Here is a 16,252-nt window from a genome sequence, read left to right on the forward strand (position 1 = left end):
GAGACCGACGCCGAACTGCAGCCCCTGGCCGTGGCCAAGCTGCTCAAGGCCCTGGTGGACAAAGAACAACCCGGCCTCATCATCCTGGGCAAGCAAGCCATCGACGACGACGCCAACCAGACCGGCCAGATGCTCGCCGCCCTGGCAGACCTGCCCCAGGCCACCTTCGCCTCCAAGGTCGAAGTCGCCGGTGACAAGGTCAACGTCACCCGCGAAGTCGACGGCGGCCTGGAAACCCTGAGCCTGACGATGCCCGCCGTGGTGACCACCGACCTGCGCCTGAACGAACCGCGCTACGTCACCCTGCCCAACATCATGAAGGCCAAGAAGAAGCAGCTCGACACCGTCAAGCCCGAAGACCTCGGCGTTGACGTCGCCCCGCGCCTCAAGACCCTCAAGGTGGCAGAGCCCGCCAAGCGCGGCGCCGGCATCAAGGTGCCCGACATCGCCACCCTGGTCGACAAGCTCAAGAACGAAGCCAAGGTCATCTGAGGCCACAGGCAAAGGAAACGAACATGACCGCACTCGTCATTGCAGAACACGACAACGCCAGCCTCAAGGGCGCCACCCTCAACACCGTCACCGCAGCCGCCCAGTGCGGTGGTGACGTGCACGTGCTCGTCGCCGGCCACAACGCCGGCGCCGCAGCCGCTGCCGCCGCCCAGATCGCGGGCGTGTCCAAGGTGATCCACGCCGACGGCGCCGCCCTGGAACAAGGCCTGGCCGAGAACGTCGCCGCCCAGGTGCTCGCCATCGCGGGCAACTACAGCCACATCCTGTTCCCCGCCACCGCTGGCGGCAAGAACATCGCCCCGCGCGTGGCCGCCAAGCTCGACGTCGCGCAGATCAGCGAAATCACCAAGGTGACCAGCCCCGACACCTTCGAGCGCCCGATCTACGCCGGCAACGCCATCGCCACCGTGCAAAGCTCGGATGCCGTCAAGGTCATCACCGTGCGCACCACCGGCTTTGACGCCGCCGCCACCGGTGGCAGCGCCGCCGTGGAAACCGTGGCTGCCGCCGCCGCCAGCGGCAAGAGCAGCTTCGTGGGTCGCGAAGTGACCAAGAGCGACCGCCCCGAACTGACCGCCGCCAAGATCATCGTCTCCGGCGGCCGCGCCCTGGGCAGCGCCGAGAAGTTCAACGAAGTCATGACCCCCCTGGCCGACAAGCTGGGCGCAGCCATCGGCGCGAGCCGCGCGGCGGTGGACGCGGGCTACGCCCCCAACGACCTGCAGGTCGGCCAGACCGGCAAGATCGTCGCGCCGCAGCTGTACATCGCCGCCGGCATCTCGGGCGCCATCCAGCATCTGGCCGGCATGAAGGACTCCAAGGTGATCGTGGCGATCAACAAGGACCCCGAGGCACCGATCTTCTCGGTGGCCGACTACGGTCTGGAGGCGGATCTGTTCACGGCCGTGCCGGAACTGGTCAAGGCCCTGTAAAGCACTTTCGTGCGCGAAAAGGCATCGCTTGCGATGCCTTTTTTTTGACGTTTGCATCCCCCGGAGAACCCCATGAGCTACACCGCCCCCGTCAAGGACATGCTGTTCGACATGCAGCACCTGGCCAATATCGAACAGATCGCGCAGATTCCCGGCTTCGAGGACGCCGGCCTGGAGACGGCCGCCGCCGTGCTGGAAGAGTGCGCCAAGTTCACCGGGGGCGTGCTGGCGCCGCTGAATTTCGAGGGTGACAAGAACCCGTCGTCCTGGAAGGACGGCGTGGTGACGGCCACGCCGGGCTTCAAGGATGCCTTCCGCCAACTCACCGAGGGTGGCTGGCAGGGCCTGCAGCACCCGCAGGACTTCGGCGGCCAGGGCCTGCCCAAGACCATTGGCGCGGCCTGCATGGAGATGCTCAACAGCGCCAATATGAGCTTCGCGCTGTGCCCGCTGCTGACCGATGGCGCCATCGAGGCGCTGTTGACGGCTGGCAGCGACGAGCTCAAGGCCATCTACCTGGAGAAGCTGATCTCCGGCCAGTGGACCGGCACCATGAACCTGACCGAGCCGCAGGCCGGCTCCGACCTGGCGCTGGTGCGCACCAAGGCCGAGCCCCAGCCCGACGGCACCTACAAGGTCTTCGGCACCAAGATTTTCATCACCTGGGGCGAGCACGACATGGCCGAGAACATCGTCCACCTCGTGCTGGCCCGCGTGGCCGGCGCGCCCGAGGGTGTGAAGGGCATCAGCCTGTTCGTCGTGCCCAAGTTCCTCGTCAACAAGGATGGCTCGCTGGGCGCGCGCAACGACGCGCACTGCGTCTCCATCGAGCACAAGATGGGCATCAAGGCCAGCCCCACGGCCGTGCTGCAGTTCGGCGACCACGGCGGCGCCGTGGGCTACCTCGTGGGCCAGGAGAACCGCGGCCTCGAATATATGTTCATCATGATGAACGCCGCGCGCTACGGCGTGGGCATGCAGGGCATCGCCATCGCCGAGCGCGCCTACCAGAAGGCCGTGCAGTACGCCAAGGACCGCGTGCAGAGCCGCCCCGTGGACGGCAGCATCAACGCCAGCGCGGCCATCATCCACCACCCCGACGTCAAGCGCATGCTCATGACCATGCGCGCCTACACCGAGGGCTGCCGCGCCATGGCCAGCACGGCCGCCGCCGCCTACGACGCGGCGCACCACCACCCCGACGCCCAGGTGCGCAAGGACAACGCGACGTTCTACGAATTCATGGTGCCGCTGGTCAAGGGCTACAGCACCGAGATGAGTATCGAGGTGGCGAGCCTGGGCGTGCAGGTGCACGGCGGCATGGGCTTCATCGAGGAAACCGGCGCCGCGCAGTACTACCGCGATGCCAAGATCCTGACCATCTACGAAGGCACCACGGCCATCCAGGCCAACGACCTCGTGGGCCGCAAGACCGCGCGCGACGGCGGCCAGTCGGCCAAGGCCATTGCCGCGCAGATCGAGAAGACCGAAGCCGAACTGAACGCCAGCGGCACGCCCGCTGCGCAGGCCGTGGCCCGGCGCCTGGCGGCCGCGCGCCAAGCCTACCTGGACGTGGTGGACTTCGTCTGCGGCGGTGCCAAGGCCTCGCCCAACGCCGTGTTCTCCGGCAGCGTGCCCTACCTCATGCTGGCCGGCAACCTGGTGGCGGGCTGGCAGCTCGGCCGCTCGCTGCTGGTGGCCCAGGACCTGTTGCAGAAGGGACAGGACGAAGCCTTCATGCGCGCAAAAATCACCACCGCGCAGTTCTATGCCGAGCACATCCTGGTCAAGGCGCCAGGCCTGCGCGACAGCATCGTCGAAGGCGCGGCCAGCGTGACCGAGCTTGCGCTGGAATCGTTCTGATTGCTATTGAATCCGTAGCTGATGGCGCTCATGAACAGGGCGCTGGAGGCTTGTTTGATTGGTATTTCTGATATACGGAAGGCCTCCATGTCCCAGCTGCCCCCGGTTCTGCAGAAGCTCACGCTCCCCGTCATTGGCTCGCCCCTGTTCATCATCAGCAACCCCAAGCTGGTGATCGAGCAGTGCAAGGCCGGCATCGTGGGTTCCATGCCCGCGCTCAACGCACGCCCGGCCGAACTGCTGGACGAATGGCTGGCCGAGATCACCGAGACCCTGGCGGCCTGGGACAAGGCGAACCCGGACCGGCCCTCGGCGCCGTTCGCCATCAACCAGATCGTGCACAAGAGCAATGACCGCCTGGAGCACGACATGCAGGTCTGCGCCAAGTACAAGGTGCCGATCGTCATCACCAGCCTGGGCGCGCGCGAGGACGTGAACCAGGCCGTGCATGGCTGGGGCGGCATCGTGCTGCACGACATCATCAACAACAAGTTCGCGCGCAAGGCGGTGGAGAAGGGCGCCGACGGCCTGATCGCCGTGGCGGCCGGTGCCGGCGGCCACGCAGGCATCAAGAGCCCGTTCGCGCTGATCCAGGAAATCCGCCAGTGGTTCGACGGCCCGGTCGCGCTGTCGGGCTCCATTGCCTCGGGCGGTGCCATCCTGGCGGCGCAGGCCATGGGCGCCGACTTCGCCTACATCGGCTCGGCCTTCATCGCCACGCACGAGGCGCGCGCCGCCGAGGCCTACAAGCAGGCCATCGTCGAGGGCAGCTCCGACGACATCGTCTACAGCAACCTGTTCACGGGCGTGCACGGCAACTACCTGGCACCGTCCATCCGCGCGGCGGGCCTGGACCCCGAGAATCTGCCCGTCTCCGACCCCAGCAAGATGAACTTCGGCAGCGACCGCAAGGCCTGGAAGGACATCTGGGGCTGCGGCCAGGGCATCGGCGCCATCAACGCCGTCACCAGCACGGCGGACCTCGTGGCGCGGCTGCGCACCGAATACGAGGCGGCGCGCGCGCGCCTGCTGGCGCGGTAGCCGCCCAAGGCCATGGCCCGCGCGGCGCGGGCGTGTCTCCTGCGTAAGCTTCGTGCCAGTCAGTGGCATGTAAGTGCGTGCACGGACAGTGTCGGGGCTTTTACCGACATTCAGGAGACACAACATGAGCACGCCGTCGAACGCCATTGAATCCAACCTGGTCGAGAACCGGGTCTTTCCGCCTTCCGATGCCGTGGTCAAGGCCGCCCGCGTGTCCGGCATGGCCGGCTACGAGGCCCTCTGCGCCGAGGCGGACCGCGATTTCGAGGGCTTCTGGGCCCGCCTGGCCCGCGAGCACCTGCAGTGGAACAAGCCGTTCACCCAGACGCTCGACGAATCCAACGCACCGTTCTTCCGCTGGTTTGGCGATGGTGAACTCAACGCCTCGGCCAACTGCCTGGACCGCCACATCGGCACGCCCACCGAGAACAAGACCGCCATCATCTTCGAGGCCGATGACGGCGCCGTCACCCGCATCACCTACAAGGAACTGCTGGGCCGCGTGAGCCAGTTCGCCAACGCGCTGCTGTCCTGCGGCGTGGGCAAGGGCGACCGCGTGCTGATCTACATGCCCATGACCATCGAGGGCGTGATCGCCATGCAGGCCTGCGCCCGCATCGGCGCCACGCACAGCGTGGTGTTCGGCGGCTTCTCCGCCAAGGCGGTGCAGGAGCGCATCATCGACGCTGGCGCCGTGGCCGTGGTCACCGCCAACTACCAGCTGCGCGGTGGCAAGGAGCTGCCCCTCAAGGCCATCATCGACGAGGCCCTGGCCATGGGCGGCTGCGACACCATCCACAACGTGCTGGTGTACGAGCGCACCAAGACGGCCTGCAACATGGTGGCCGGCCGCGACAAGACCTTCACCGAAGTGCTGGCGGGCCAGAGCACCGAGTGTGCGCCGGTGGCCGTGGGCGCTGAGCACCCGCTGTTCATCCTCTACACCTCGGGCTCCACCGGCAAACCCAAGGGCGTGCAGCACAGCACGGGCGGCTACCTGCTGTGGGCCAAGCTCACGATGGAATGGACCTTCGACCTGCGCCCCGAAGACATCTTCTGGTGCACCGCCGACATCGGCTGGATCACCGGCCACACCTACGTGGCCTATGGCCCGCTCGCGGCCGGCGCGACGCAGATCATTTTCGAAGGCGTGCCGACATTCCCGAACGCTGGCCGCTTCTGGCAGATGATCGAGCGCCACAAGTGCTCCATCTTCTACACCGCGCCCACGGCCATCCGTTCGCTCATCAAGGCCGCCGAGGGCGACGAGGCCGTGCACCCCGCGCGCTCGGATCTCTCCAGCCTGCGCATCCTGGGCAGCGTGGGCGAGCCCATCAACCCCGAAGCCTGGATGTGGTACTACAAGAACGTCGGCGGCGAGCGCTGCCCGATCGTGGACACCTTCTGGCAGACCGAAACCGGCGGCCACGTCATCACCCCGCTGCCCGGCGCCACGCCGCTGGTGCCTGGTTCCTGCACGCTGCCGCTGCCGGGCATCACGACGGCCATCGTTGACGAATCCGGGCAGGACATGCCCAACGGCGCCGGTGGCATCCTGGTCATCAAGCGCCCCTGGCCGAGCATGATCCGCACCATCTGGAACGACCCCGAGCGCTTCAAGAAGAGCTACTTCCCCGACGAGCTCAAGGGTTACTACCTCGCGGGCGACGGCGCCGTGCGCAGCGCCGACCGGGGCTACTTCCGCATCACCGGCCGCATCGACGACGTGCTCAACGTCTCGGGCCACCGCATGGGGACGATGGAGATCGAATCGGCCCTGGTGGCCAAGACCGACCTCGTGGCCGAGGCCGCCGTGGTGGGCCGCCCCGATGATGTGACGGGCGAGGCCATCTGCGCCTTCGTGGTGCTCAAGCGCGCCCGCCCCACGGGCGACGAAGCGAAGGCGATCGCCACCGAGCTGCGCAACTGGGTGGCCAAGGAAATCGGCCCCATCGCCAAGCCCAAGGACATCCGCTTCGGTGACAACCTGCCCAAGACGCGCAGCGGCAAGATCATGCGCCGCCTGCTGCGCTCCATCGCCAAGGGCGAGCAAATCACCCAGGACACCAGCACGCTGGAAAACCCCGCAATTCTGGATCAGTTGGCCCAGACCAACTGATCCAGAAGGCGCCGTAAGGCGCCAGCGCGCAGCGCTTGCGGGGTTTGTGGGCACTCATGTCGCGCAGCGACGTGATGTGACCACAGAACCCGGCGGAAATCTGCTTGGCCCAGACCAACTGATCCAGGAGGGCGCCGTGAGGCGCCCGCGCGCAGCGCTTGCGGGACCTGGGGGCACTCATGTCGCGCAGCGATGTGGATGACCGCAAAATCCTGCACAGCCCCCCAAGCCCCGGCCATGAATCGCCCGGGGTTTTTTCATGGCGCGGCGCTTCCGTGGCTTCCAAAAACAAAACAGCCGCATCACGTTGCGCGATGCGGCTGTCGGCAGGGCAGATGCTGCCCTGAATCGAAGCGAATGCTTACTTGGTGGCCAGGACCCAGGCAACCAGCTTCTTGGCGTCGGCTTCGTTGACTTGCGGGTTGGCGGGCATGGGCACGGGACCCCAGACGCCGGAACCACCCTTCATCACCTTGGCAACCAGCTTGTCAGCGGCATCCTTCTGGCCGGCATACTTCTTGGCGACGTCCTTGTAGGAGGGGCCGACCAGCTTCTTGTCCGTGGCGTGGCAAGACATGCAGTTCTTGGACTTGGCCAGCGCTTCATCGGCCAGTGCGGGTGCTGCGACGGCCAGCGTCATGGCGAGGGTGATCAGGGTGCGCTTCATCGTGGTCTTTCCTGTGGGTTGAGTTACATTGCTACCAATGGAATTGTAGTGATTCGGGTTGACAGCATCGACACAATCTCCGCACTTTTTTTGAGGGATAACCATGTACATGCTCGGTCTGGGAATCATTCTGGCGCTTCTGAAATACCTCGAAATCGGCCCCGTGGCCGGCTGGTCCTGGTGGGCCGTGCTGGTGCCGTTCGGCCTGACCCTGCTGTGGTGGGCCTGGGCCGACTCCACCGGCTACACCAAGCGCAAGGCCATGGAAAAGATTGAAAAGCGCAAGCAGGATCGCATCGACAAGAACAAGGACGCCATGGGCATGCGTCCGCGCAAGCCGCGCTGACGCGGGCTGCTTTTCCGGGGAGCGGCGCACCGGTGCCGCATTGCCCCTGCTCGCGGGAATGCCGTGCGGCGGGTAGCCCGGCCCCGTGGGGCAGTGGGCCATAATCAGTGGCGCGACGGCGCACGCCGAGCCCTTCCCGTACCCACTGACGAAGACCCACGATGCCAGCCTACCGTTCCAAGACATCCACCGCCGGCCGCAACATGGCGGGTGCGCGCGCCCTTTGGCGCGCCACCGGCATGAAGGACGACGATTTCCAGAAGCCCATCATCGCGGTGGTCAACTCGTTCACCCAGTTCGTGCCCGGCCATGTGCACCTGAAGGACATGGGCCAGCTGGTGGCGCGCGAGATCGAGGCAGCGGGCGGCGTCGCCAAGGAGTTCAACACCATCGCCGTGGACGACGGCATCGCCATGGGCCACGACGGCATGCTGTATTCGCTGCCCAGCCGCGACATCATTGCCGACTCGGTCGAGTACATGGTCAACGCCCATTGCGCCGACGCCATGGTGTGCATCTCCAACTGCGACAAGATCACCCCCGGCATGCTGATGGCCGCCATGCGCGTCAACATCCCCGTGGTGTTCGTGTCGGGCGGCCCCATGGAAGCGGGCAAGGTCAAGCTGGCCGAGCCCGGCACCCACGCGCTGACGTTCAAGAAGCTCGACCTGATCGACGCCATGGTCATGGCCGCCGACGATACGGCGTCCGACGCCGATGTGGCCGAGGTGGAGCGTTCGGCTTGCCCCACCTGCGGCTCGTGCTCGGGCATGTTCACCGCCAATTCGATGAACTGCCTGACCGAGGCCCTGGGCCTCTCACTGCCCGGCAACGGCACCACGCTGGCCACGCACTCCGACCGAGAGCAGCTGTTCAAGCGCGCCGGCCGCCTGGTGGTGGACCTGTGCAAGCGCTACTACGAGCAGGATGACACCCGCGTGCTGCCGCGCTCCGTCGGCTTCAAGGCCTTCGAGAACGCCATGACGCTGGACATCGCCATGGGCGGATCGACCAATACCATCCTGCACATCCTGGCCATCGCGCAAGAGGCCGGGATTGACTTCACCATGCAGGACATCGACCGCCTTTCGCGCGTCGTTCCGCAGCTGTGCAAGGTGGCGCCCAACACCGACAAGTACCACATCGAGGATGTGCACCGCGCTGGCGGCATCATGGCCATCCTGGGCGAGCTGGACCGCGCGGGCAAGCTGCACACCGACACGCCCACCGTGTACGCGAACACGCTCAAGGACGCGCTGGACGAGTGGGACATCGCCCGCAACCCGTCGGAGGCGGTCAAGACCTTCTACCTGGCGGGCCCCGCCGGCATTCCCACGCAGACGGCGTTCAGCCAGAGCACCCGCTGGCCCAGCCTGGACCTGGACCGCGCCCAGGGCTGCATCCGCTCCGCCGACCATGCGTTCTCGCAAGAGGGCGGCCTGGCGGTGCTGGTGGGCAACATCGCGCTGAACGGCTGCGTGGTCAAGACGGCGGGCGTGGACGATGCCCTGCTGGTGTTCGAGGGCCCGGCCCACGTCACCGAATCGCAGGACGAGGCCGTGGCCAACATCCTGGACGACAAGGTCAAGGCGGGCGACATCGTGATCGTGCGCTACGAAGGCCCCAAGGGCGGCCCCGGCATGCAAGAGATGCTCTACCCCACCTCGTACATCAAGTCCAAGGGCCTGGGCAAGGCCTGCGCGCTGCTGACCGACGGGCGCTTCTCGGGCGGTACCTCCGGCCTGTCCATCGGCCACTGCTCGCCCGAGGCGGCGGCCGGTGGCGCCATCGGCCTGGTGCGCAATGGCGACCGCATCCGCATCGACATCCCGAACCGTTCCATCAACGTGCTGGTGTCGGACGAGGAACTGGCCAAGCGCCGCGCAGAGCAGGACCAGCTGGGCTGGAAACCCGCCCAGCCCCGCCCGCGCAAGGTGTCCGCCGCCCTCAAGGCCTACGCCAAGCTCGTGATGTCGGCCGACAAGGGCGCGGTGCGCGACCTGTCGCTGCTGGAGGACTGATCGCAGAACGGCGCGCAGGCGCCGCACGCACGAACCCGCCGCGTACCCCACCGGCGGGTTTTTGCTTTGTTTTTGATAGCTGATGGCGCTTTCTGAATAAGCGCTGTAGGCCGATTTCCCTTTGAATCCTTGAAGATTGCCGGCGCCAGGCATGCCCCTGCGCGCCGCGCCGGGCACAATACCGCCCACCATGCTGACCTACCCCCACATCGACCCCGTCGCGCTGCAGCTCGGCCCCGTGGCCATCCACTGGTACGGCCTGACGTATCTGGCCGCCTTCGGCCTGTTCATGCTCCTGGGCCTGCGGCGCCTGCGCCACGAGCCCTATGCCTCGCTGCGGGGGGCGCAGGCGTGGACACGCAAGGACGTGGAGGACATCCTGTTCCTCGGCATGCTCGGCGTGGTGCTGGGCGGGCGCCTGGGCTACTGCCTGTTCTACAAGCCAGGCTACTACGTCGCGCACCCGCTGGAGATCTTCGCGGTGTGGCAGGGCGGCATGAGCTTCCATGGCGGCCTGCTGGGCGTGATCGGCTCGTTCTTCTGGTTTGCGCGCACGCGCCAGCGGCCCTGGCTGCAGGTCGCCGACTTCGTGGCGCCCTGCGTGCCCACGGGCCTGGCGGCGGGCCGCGTGGGCAACTTCATCAACGGTGAACTGTGGGGGCGCTTCGCCAGCCCCGACCTGCCCTGGGGCATGGTGTTCCCGCACAGCGGCTCCATGCTGCCGCGCCACCCCTCGCAGGTGTACCAGTTCCTGCTCGAAGGGCTGCTGCTGTTCGTGCTGCTGTGGCTCTATGCGCGCAAGGAGCGCCGCCAGGGGCAGGTGGCGGCGGCCTTTTTGTTCGGCTATGGGTGCTTCCGCTTCATCGCCGAATATTTCCGCGAGCCCGATGCCTTCCTGGGCCTGCTGTCGCTGGGCATGAGCATGGGACAGTGGCTGTGCCTGCCCATGATCGTGGGCGGCGCCGGCCTGTGGCTCTGGAGCGCCAAGCGCGGCTGAGGCTCAGGCGCCGTCGCGGTACAGGGCCTCGATCTCCTCGGCGTACTGGCGCTGCACCACGTTGCGCCGGATCTTCTGCGTGGGCGTGAGGCAGCCGTTGTCGATGGTGAAGGCGCTCTCCAGCACCGAGAACTTGCGCACATGCGCCACGCGCGCCTGCTTGGCGTTCACTGCGTCGATGCCGCGCTGCAGTTCCTCCTGCACCGGACTGCTGCGCGCCCATTCGGCGGGGCCGCCGGGGATCTGGTGCTGCCGGGCAAAGGCCTGCAGCACATCGGGCTTGAGCGTGAGCAGCGCGCTGAGGTAGTGGCGTGAATCACCGATGACCACCGCATGCTCCACCAGCGGCAGGTTCATCAGGTCGGCCTCGATGTTGCCGGGCGAGATGTTTTTGCCGCCCGAGGTGATGAGCAGGTCCTTCTTGCGGCCGGTCACGTAGATGAAGCCGTCCTCGTCGATGCGGCCCAGATCGCCGCTGTGCAGCCAGCCGTCCTGCAGTGTCTCGGCGGTGTCCTCGGGGCGGCCACGATAGCCCCGGAACACATTGGGGCCCTGGACGAGGATCTCGCCGTCCTCGGCGATGCGCACCTGCATGCCGGGCAGGGTCTTGCCCGCCGCGCCCAGTCGGATGAAGCCGGGCAGGCTGATGGCGGTCGGGCCGCAGTCCTCGGACTGGCCGTACACCTCGCCAATCAGCAGGCCCAGGCCGGTGAAGAACTCCAGGTTTTCCACGGCGATGGGTGCCGCGCCGGAGATGAGGATGCGTGCCTGGTCAAAGCCCAGCGCGGCCTGCACCTTGCGGTGCACCAGCTTGTGCGCCCAGCGGTACTGCCGGTCCAGCCACGCGCCGGGCGTGCGCCCTTGCAGGCGTTCGGCGTGCCAGGCGCGCCCGGTGCGCAGGGCCCAGCGCGCCAGCCGGGCCTTGACGCCCGTGGCGCCCGCCAGCTTGGTGGAGATGGCAGCCTGCATCTTCTCCCACACGCGCGGCACGCCGAAGAACACCGTGGGGTGCACTTCCTGCAGGTGTTCGCCCAGGCTCTCCAGCGATCGTGCGAAGTAGAGCTGGTAGCCCGCCAGCGCATGGTTGCAGATCGAGCCATGCTGCTCGGCGATGTGCGCCAGCGGCAGGTAGGAGATCAGCCGGTCCTGCGGGCCCACCTGGAACGCGGCCGACAGCGCCGCCGAAGTCCAGCTCAGGTTGGCGTGCGTCAGCTCCACGGCCTTGGGGTGGCCCGTGGTGCCCGAGGTGTAGATCAGCGTGCCGATGTCTTCCTCGCGGATGGCGTCCATGCGGCGCTGCACCTCGGCGTCGTGCTCCATGCCGCCCAGCGCCAGGAACTGCTCCCAGGCCATGGGTGCGGCCACGCCCTCGGGTACCTGCGGCCGGGCATCGCCCGCGCCCTGGCGCATGAGCACGGTGGCGCGCAAGCGGGCCAGTGCCTGGGGCTCCGCCGCTGCCTTGGCCCACTGGGCTTCGCCCTCCACCAGCAGCAGGCTGCAGCCGCTGTGCTCGACGATGTAGGCGATCTCGTTGGCGGCACTGCTCCAGTAGATGCCGGCCGCCATGGCGCCCACCATCATGGCCGCCAGGTCCATGGTGGTCCACTCTGGGCGGTTGAAGCCCAGGATGCACACCGCGTCGCCGGGCTGCACGCCCAGCGCCACCAGCGCGCGGGCGGCCTGGCGCACCTCTTGGGCGTATTGCTGCCAGGTGGTGGGTTGCCAGCCCTGGGCGTCGTGCACGAAATAGGCGGGCGCCTGCGGCTGGCGCAGGCTGGTGGCCACGAAGCGGGCCGGGATGCTCTGGAACCGGGGGTCGCTCGCGGCCAGCGGCCCGCTCTGCGCTAGGGAGGGTGGCATGCTCTTGTCTCCATTTTTGGGGGCGTGGCCTGCCGCGTTGCGTGCAGGCGGCGCGCCGGCCCCTCTGGCGGGGGCCTGTCGCGCACAGGCTGGGTGAAGCTCAGGCCGGGGCCAGACCTAGCATCTGTCGTGCCTCGGCTGGTGTGGCGATGGAGCGGCCCGCGTTGCGCGCGCAACGCGCCAGCGCCTCGATCAGCGGGCCGTTGCCGCTGGCGCGGCTGCCGTCGGGCAGGTAGAAGGTGTCTTCCAGACCGGTGCGCAGCATGCCGCCGAGGTCGGCCGTCTTTTGGTGCACGGGCCAGATCTCCTGGCGACCGATCAGCGTGGCCTGCCATACGGCGCCGGGGGCCATCCACTGGGGCAGCAATTCCAGCAACCGTGCGTCGCAGGGCATGCCCGAGGCCACGCCCATCACCAGGTTGTACTCAGGGCGGCCCATGGCGGGCTTGAGCATGCCGTTCTTGATGTACATGGTGACCGAGCGCACGATGCCCACGTCGAAGCACTCGAATTCGGGGTGCGTGCCGCACTCCTCCATCACGTCGAGGAACTGCTGCACCTTGGCCACCGGGTTGTCGAACACCATCGGTGGCCAGGCCCAGTTGCCGTCTTCCTTGAGCTTGAGGTAGTTCAGGCTGCCCGCGTTGCAGGCGGCGATCTCGGGCTTGACGCGGCGGATGCAGGCGAGCGGCCCGCTGATGTCTTTGCCGATCACCCCGGTGGTCAGGTTGATGACGACACCGGGGCAGGCCGCCCGGATGGCGTCCACCACCTCCTGGGCCACCTCCGGGTCCCAGCTGGGCATGTGGCCCATGCCGGTTTCCTGCGCGCGGATGTGCACATGCATGATGCTCGCGCCCGCGTTGTAGGCGTCGCGCGCCTGCGCGGCCATCTGCGCGGGGGTGACGGGCACCGGGTGTTGCTGGGGGTTGGTCAGCACGCCGGTGAGGGCGCAGGTGAGGATGGCTTTTTCTTGCGTCATGCGGGGACCTCTTCGGTGATGTCGATTTCTGCGAGCACGCTGCCGGCGGCAACGCTGTCCTTGATCTGGGCGTGCAGGGCGGACACGGTGCCGCTGGCGCGGGCGTGCAGCCACATTTCCATCTTCATGGCCTCCACGCACAGCAAAGGCTGTCCGGCGGTAACTTGCTCGCCCACGGCCACGGCCACGGCGCACACCGTGCCCGCCACCGGGGATCGCAGCTTGCTCGGGTCCAGGGCCGGGTCGTTCTGCGGGAAGGGCGACAGCTCGGCAAACTGGTGCACCGTGGCGCCCAGCGCCAGCGTGATCTGTCCGCCGCTCATCTGGCACACGGTGCTGCGCTGCACGCCGCCCTGGCGCCAGGTCAGGCGCTCGTCTTTCCAGCGCACGCTGTCGAAGGTGAAGCCTTCTGCACCCGCCAGTTGCACCTGCACCTGGGTCCCGTGGGGGCGGATGCGCACGGCGCGCTGTTCGCTGCCGCCCGCGAGCACCAGGGTGGTGCCCCAGGTGGCCACGCTGTCGGGGCGGCGGGCGCCGCCCTGCTGTGCGGCCAGCGCGGCCGCCGCCAGGGCCCAGGTCAGCGCATCGGGCTGGGGGCGCTGCAGCAGGGGCTCGCCCGCCTGCTGCCATTGGTCGATCAGCGTGGTGTGCATGCGTGCTTCGCGGAAGGCCGGGTGGTCCAGCAGGTCGCGCAAGAAGCGTGCGTTGTGGCGCAGGCCCAGCAGCGGGGCATCGTCCAGCGCGGCCATGAGGCGGCGGATGGCGTCAACGCGGTCGCGGCCATGGGCGATGAGCTTGGCCACCATGGGGTCGTAGTAGGGGGTGACTTCGCCTCCCTCGCGGATGCCGGCGTCGATGCGCACCTCGCCAAATGCAGCCTGGCCCCGGGCGCGGCCCACCAGCGCCTGCTCGGGGCGCCAGTAGCGCACGGCGCCGGTTTGCGGTGCGAAGCCGTCGTAGGGGTCTTCGGCGTACAGCCGCACCTCGATGGCGTGGCCGTTGAGGTGGATGTCCTCCTGCGCCAGCGGCAGCGGCTCGCCCGCGGCCACGCGCAATTGCCACTCCACCAGATCCTGGCCGGTGATGCACTCGGTCACCGGGTGCTCCACCTGCAGGCGGGTGTTCATCTCCAGGAAGTAGTGGTGGTTGTCCGCGTCCACGATGAACTCGACCGTGCCCGCGCCCCGGTAGCCCACGGCCAGCGCGGCGGCCACGGCATCGGCACCCATCATGGCGCGCATCTGCGGCGAGACCACGGGGGAGGGCGCTTCCTCGATCACCTTCTGGCGGCGGCGCTGCGCGGTGCAGTCGCGCTCACCGAGGTGCACGGCGTTGCCATGTGCGTCGGCGAAGACCTGGATCTCGATGTGGCGGCCGTTCTCGATCAGGCGTTCGAGCATCAGCGTGCCGTCGCCAAAGGCGCTGGTGGCTTCGCGCCGTGCGCCTTCGATGGCCGCCTGCAATTCGCTGTCGTGCCGCACCAGGCGCATGCCTCGCCCGCCGCCACCCGCCACGGCCTTGACCAGCAGCGGGTAGCCGAGCTTTTGCGCTTCGGCCACCAGCGTGGCGTCGGCCTGGTCCGCGCCCAGGTAGCCGGGGGCGCAGGGCACGCCAGCGGCAATCATGCGCTGCTTGGCCAGGGCCTTGTCACCCATGGCCTCGATGGCGCTGGGGGGCGGGCCGATGAAGACCACGCCCGCGTCTTCGCAGGCCTGGGCAAAGGCGGCGTTCTCGCTCAGGAAGCCGTAGCCGGGGTGCAGCGCATCGGCCCCCGAGGCACGGCAGGCGCCCAGGATGGCGTCGAACTGCAGGTAGGACTCGGCCGCCGGTGCGGGGCCGATGCGCACGGCCTCGTCGGCCAGCGCTACATGGGGCGCATCGCGGTCGGCGTCGCTGTACACGGCCACCGTGCGGTAGCCCAGCGCGCGGGCGCTGCGGATCACGCGGCAGGCGATTTCTCCGCGGTTCGCAATCAGTATCTTGGAAAAGCTCATGCCGGAACCCAGTTCGGTTTGCGTTTCTGCAGGAATGCGCCGGTGCCTTCTTGCCCCTCGGGGCCCTGGGCAGCTCGGGAGAAGATGGCGGCAGCCTCATCGACCAGCGCGGCGGGCGCGTTCCAGCGGGCCTTAGTCATCAGCGCCTTGGTGGCGGCCAGGGCGCCGGGGGCGCAGGCCAGGATGTCGGCCAGCACGGCCTGCAGCGCGGCGTCCACATCGGCGGTGGCCACCTGCTGGTGCACCAGGCCGATGCGCAGGGCCTGTGCGGCATCGAGTTTGCCGCCGGTCACCGCCAGGCGCTTGGCCTGCGAGTAGCCCAGCCGCTCGACCAGGAAGGGCGCGATCTGCGCGGGCACCACGCCCAGCGAGGTTTCGGGCAGGCGGAAACTCGCTGTCTCGGTGGCGATCGCCACGTCGGCCACGCAGGCCAGGCCAAAGCCGCCGCCCATCACCGTGCCCTCCAGCACCGCCACCACGGCCAGCGGGGTGTCAGCAAAGGCCGCGCACATGCGGCCGAAGGCAGCGTTGACTTCAGCGATGGGGTCGGTGCCTGCCGGGGCTTCCATGGCGCGCATGCGGGCCATGGCCATGTCCTTGAGGTCGCCCCCGGCGCAGAAGTGCCCGCCCGCGCCGCGCAGCACCACCACGCGGGTGGGGTGGGCGCTGCCCACGCTGGCTTCGGCCTGCGCCAGGGCCTGGCGCAGCTCTTCCACCATGGCCAGCGACATGGCGTTGCGCACGTCCGGGCGGTTCAAGGTGATTTCGAGCACGGGGCCCGTATTCACGGCGCTAATAGCTATAAAAGTCATAGCGTTTTTGCTTGCGGTTGTTGGTGGAGGCGCCGGGCGATGTGTTGCCCGCAGCGCTTGATGGGGCGCGGCCCAGGCCAGGGCTCCCGCGCAAGGGCCGCCCCG

13 protein-coding genes are annotated in these 16,252 nt (G+C 68.0%); 8 read left to right on the forward strand and 5 right to left on the reverse strand.

Translation table 11 applies throughout. From position 1 onward, the window contains the following. From D8S75_RS13035 to acs, 5 genes are all read left to right on the forward strand, one after another. On the forward strand, positions 1-492 hold a 492-nt coding region (locus D8S75_RS13035; protein WP_157982652.1), incomplete at its 5' end, for an electron transfer flavoprotein subunit beta/FixA family protein. A gap of 23 nt (positions 493-515) precedes the next feature. After that, a complete protein-coding gene (locus D8S75_RS13040) occupies positions 516-1,445 on the forward strand; it encodes an electron transfer flavoprotein subunit alpha/FixB family protein (RefSeq protein WP_119966792.1) in 930 nt (309 codons plus the stop codon). A gap of 72 nt (positions 1,446-1,517) precedes the next feature. Further along, on the forward strand, positions 1,518-3,308 hold the full coding sequence (locus D8S75_RS13045; RefSeq protein WP_119966793.1) for an acyl-CoA dehydrogenase: 1,791 nt from the start codon (positions 1,518-1,520) through the stop codon (positions 3,306-3,308). Positions 3,309-3,395: 87 nt separating this feature from the next. Continuing rightward, entirely contained in the window at positions 3,396-4,349 is a 954-nt protein-coding gene (locus D8S75_RS13050; RefSeq protein WP_119966794.1) for an NAD(P)H-dependent flavin oxidoreductase, read from the forward strand. A 124-nt stretch (positions 4,350-4,473) separates the two neighbouring features. Continuing rightward, the gene (acs, locus tag D8S75_RS13055) at positions 4,474-6,468 is read left to right on the forward strand and encodes an acetate--CoA ligase (RefSeq protein ID WP_119966795.1); all 1,995 of its coding nucleotides are present in this window, start codon (positions 4,474-4,476) and stop codon (positions 6,466-6,468) included. A 361-nt stretch (positions 6,469-6,829) separates the two neighbouring features. Here the strand turns inward: acs and D8S75_RS13060 are convergent, their stop codons facing one another. Further along, entirely contained in the window at positions 6,830-7,135 is a 306-nt protein-coding gene (locus tag D8S75_RS13060) for a c-type cytochrome (protein ID WP_119966796.1), read from the reverse strand. A 103-nt stretch (positions 7,136-7,238) separates the two neighbouring features. On the opposite strand from D8S75_RS13060, the gene D8S75_RS13065 reads away from it, so the two are divergent. From D8S75_RS13065 to lgt, 3 genes are all read left to right on the forward strand, one after another. Next, on the forward strand, positions 7,239-7,481 hold the full coding sequence (locus tag D8S75_RS13065; protein WP_119966797.1) for a TIGR04438 family Trp-rich protein: 243 nt from the start codon (positions 7,239-7,241) through the stop codon (positions 7,479-7,481). Between the two features lie 161 nt (positions 7,482-7,642). Beyond that, a complete protein-coding gene (gene ilvD / locus D8S75_RS13070; protein WP_119966798.1) occupies positions 7,643-9,502 on the forward strand; it encodes a dihydroxy-acid dehydratase in 1,860 nt (619 codons plus the stop codon). A gap of 190 nt (positions 9,503-9,692) precedes the next feature. After that, complete coding sequence (lgt, locus tag D8S75_RS13075) at positions 9,693-10,499, forward strand: prolipoprotein diacylglyceryl transferase (protein ID WP_119966913.1); 807 nt, start codon at positions 9,693-9,695, stop codon at positions 10,497-10,499. Between the two features lie 3 nt (positions 10,500-10,502). Here lgt and D8S75_RS13080 read toward each other — a convergent pair whose 3' ends face one another. The 4 genes from D8S75_RS13080 to D8S75_RS13095 form a co-directional block, all read right to left on the reverse strand. Next, positions 10,503-12,359, reverse strand: a complete 1,857-nt coding sequence (locus tag D8S75_RS13080; protein ID WP_119966799.1) for an AMP-dependent synthetase/ligase — start codon at positions 12,357-12,359, stop codon at positions 10,503-10,505. A 100-nt stretch (positions 12,360-12,459) separates the two neighbouring features. Next, complete coding sequence (locus tag D8S75_RS13085; protein WP_119966800.1) at positions 12,460-13,341, reverse strand: beta-keto acid cleavage family enzyme; 882 nt, start codon at positions 13,339-13,341, stop codon at positions 12,460-12,462. Beyond that, complete coding sequence (locus tag D8S75_RS13090; RefSeq protein ID WP_119966801.1) at positions 13,338-15,335, reverse strand: acetyl/propionyl/methylcrotonyl-CoA carboxylase subunit alpha; 1,998 nt, start codon at positions 15,333-15,335, stop codon at positions 13,338-13,340. Before D8S75_RS13090 ends, D8S75_RS13085 begins: the two co-directional genes overlap by 4 nt. Then, positions 15,332-16,108 (reverse strand): enoyl-CoA hydratase/isomerase family protein, encoded by a 777-nt coding sequence (locus D8S75_RS13095; protein WP_232829043.1) that lies wholly within the window; start codon positions 16,106-16,108, stop codon positions 15,332-15,334. The genes D8S75_RS13090 and D8S75_RS13095 overlap by 4 nt, the downstream gene beginning before the upstream one ends. Between the last annotated feature and the right edge of the window lie 144 nt (positions 16,109-16,252).

It is taken from the genome of Simplicispira lacusdiani (assembly GCF_003604195.1).
GTDB lineage: Bacteria > Pseudomonadota > Gammaproteobacteria > Burkholderiales > Burkholderiaceae_C > Simplicispira > Simplicispira lacusdiani.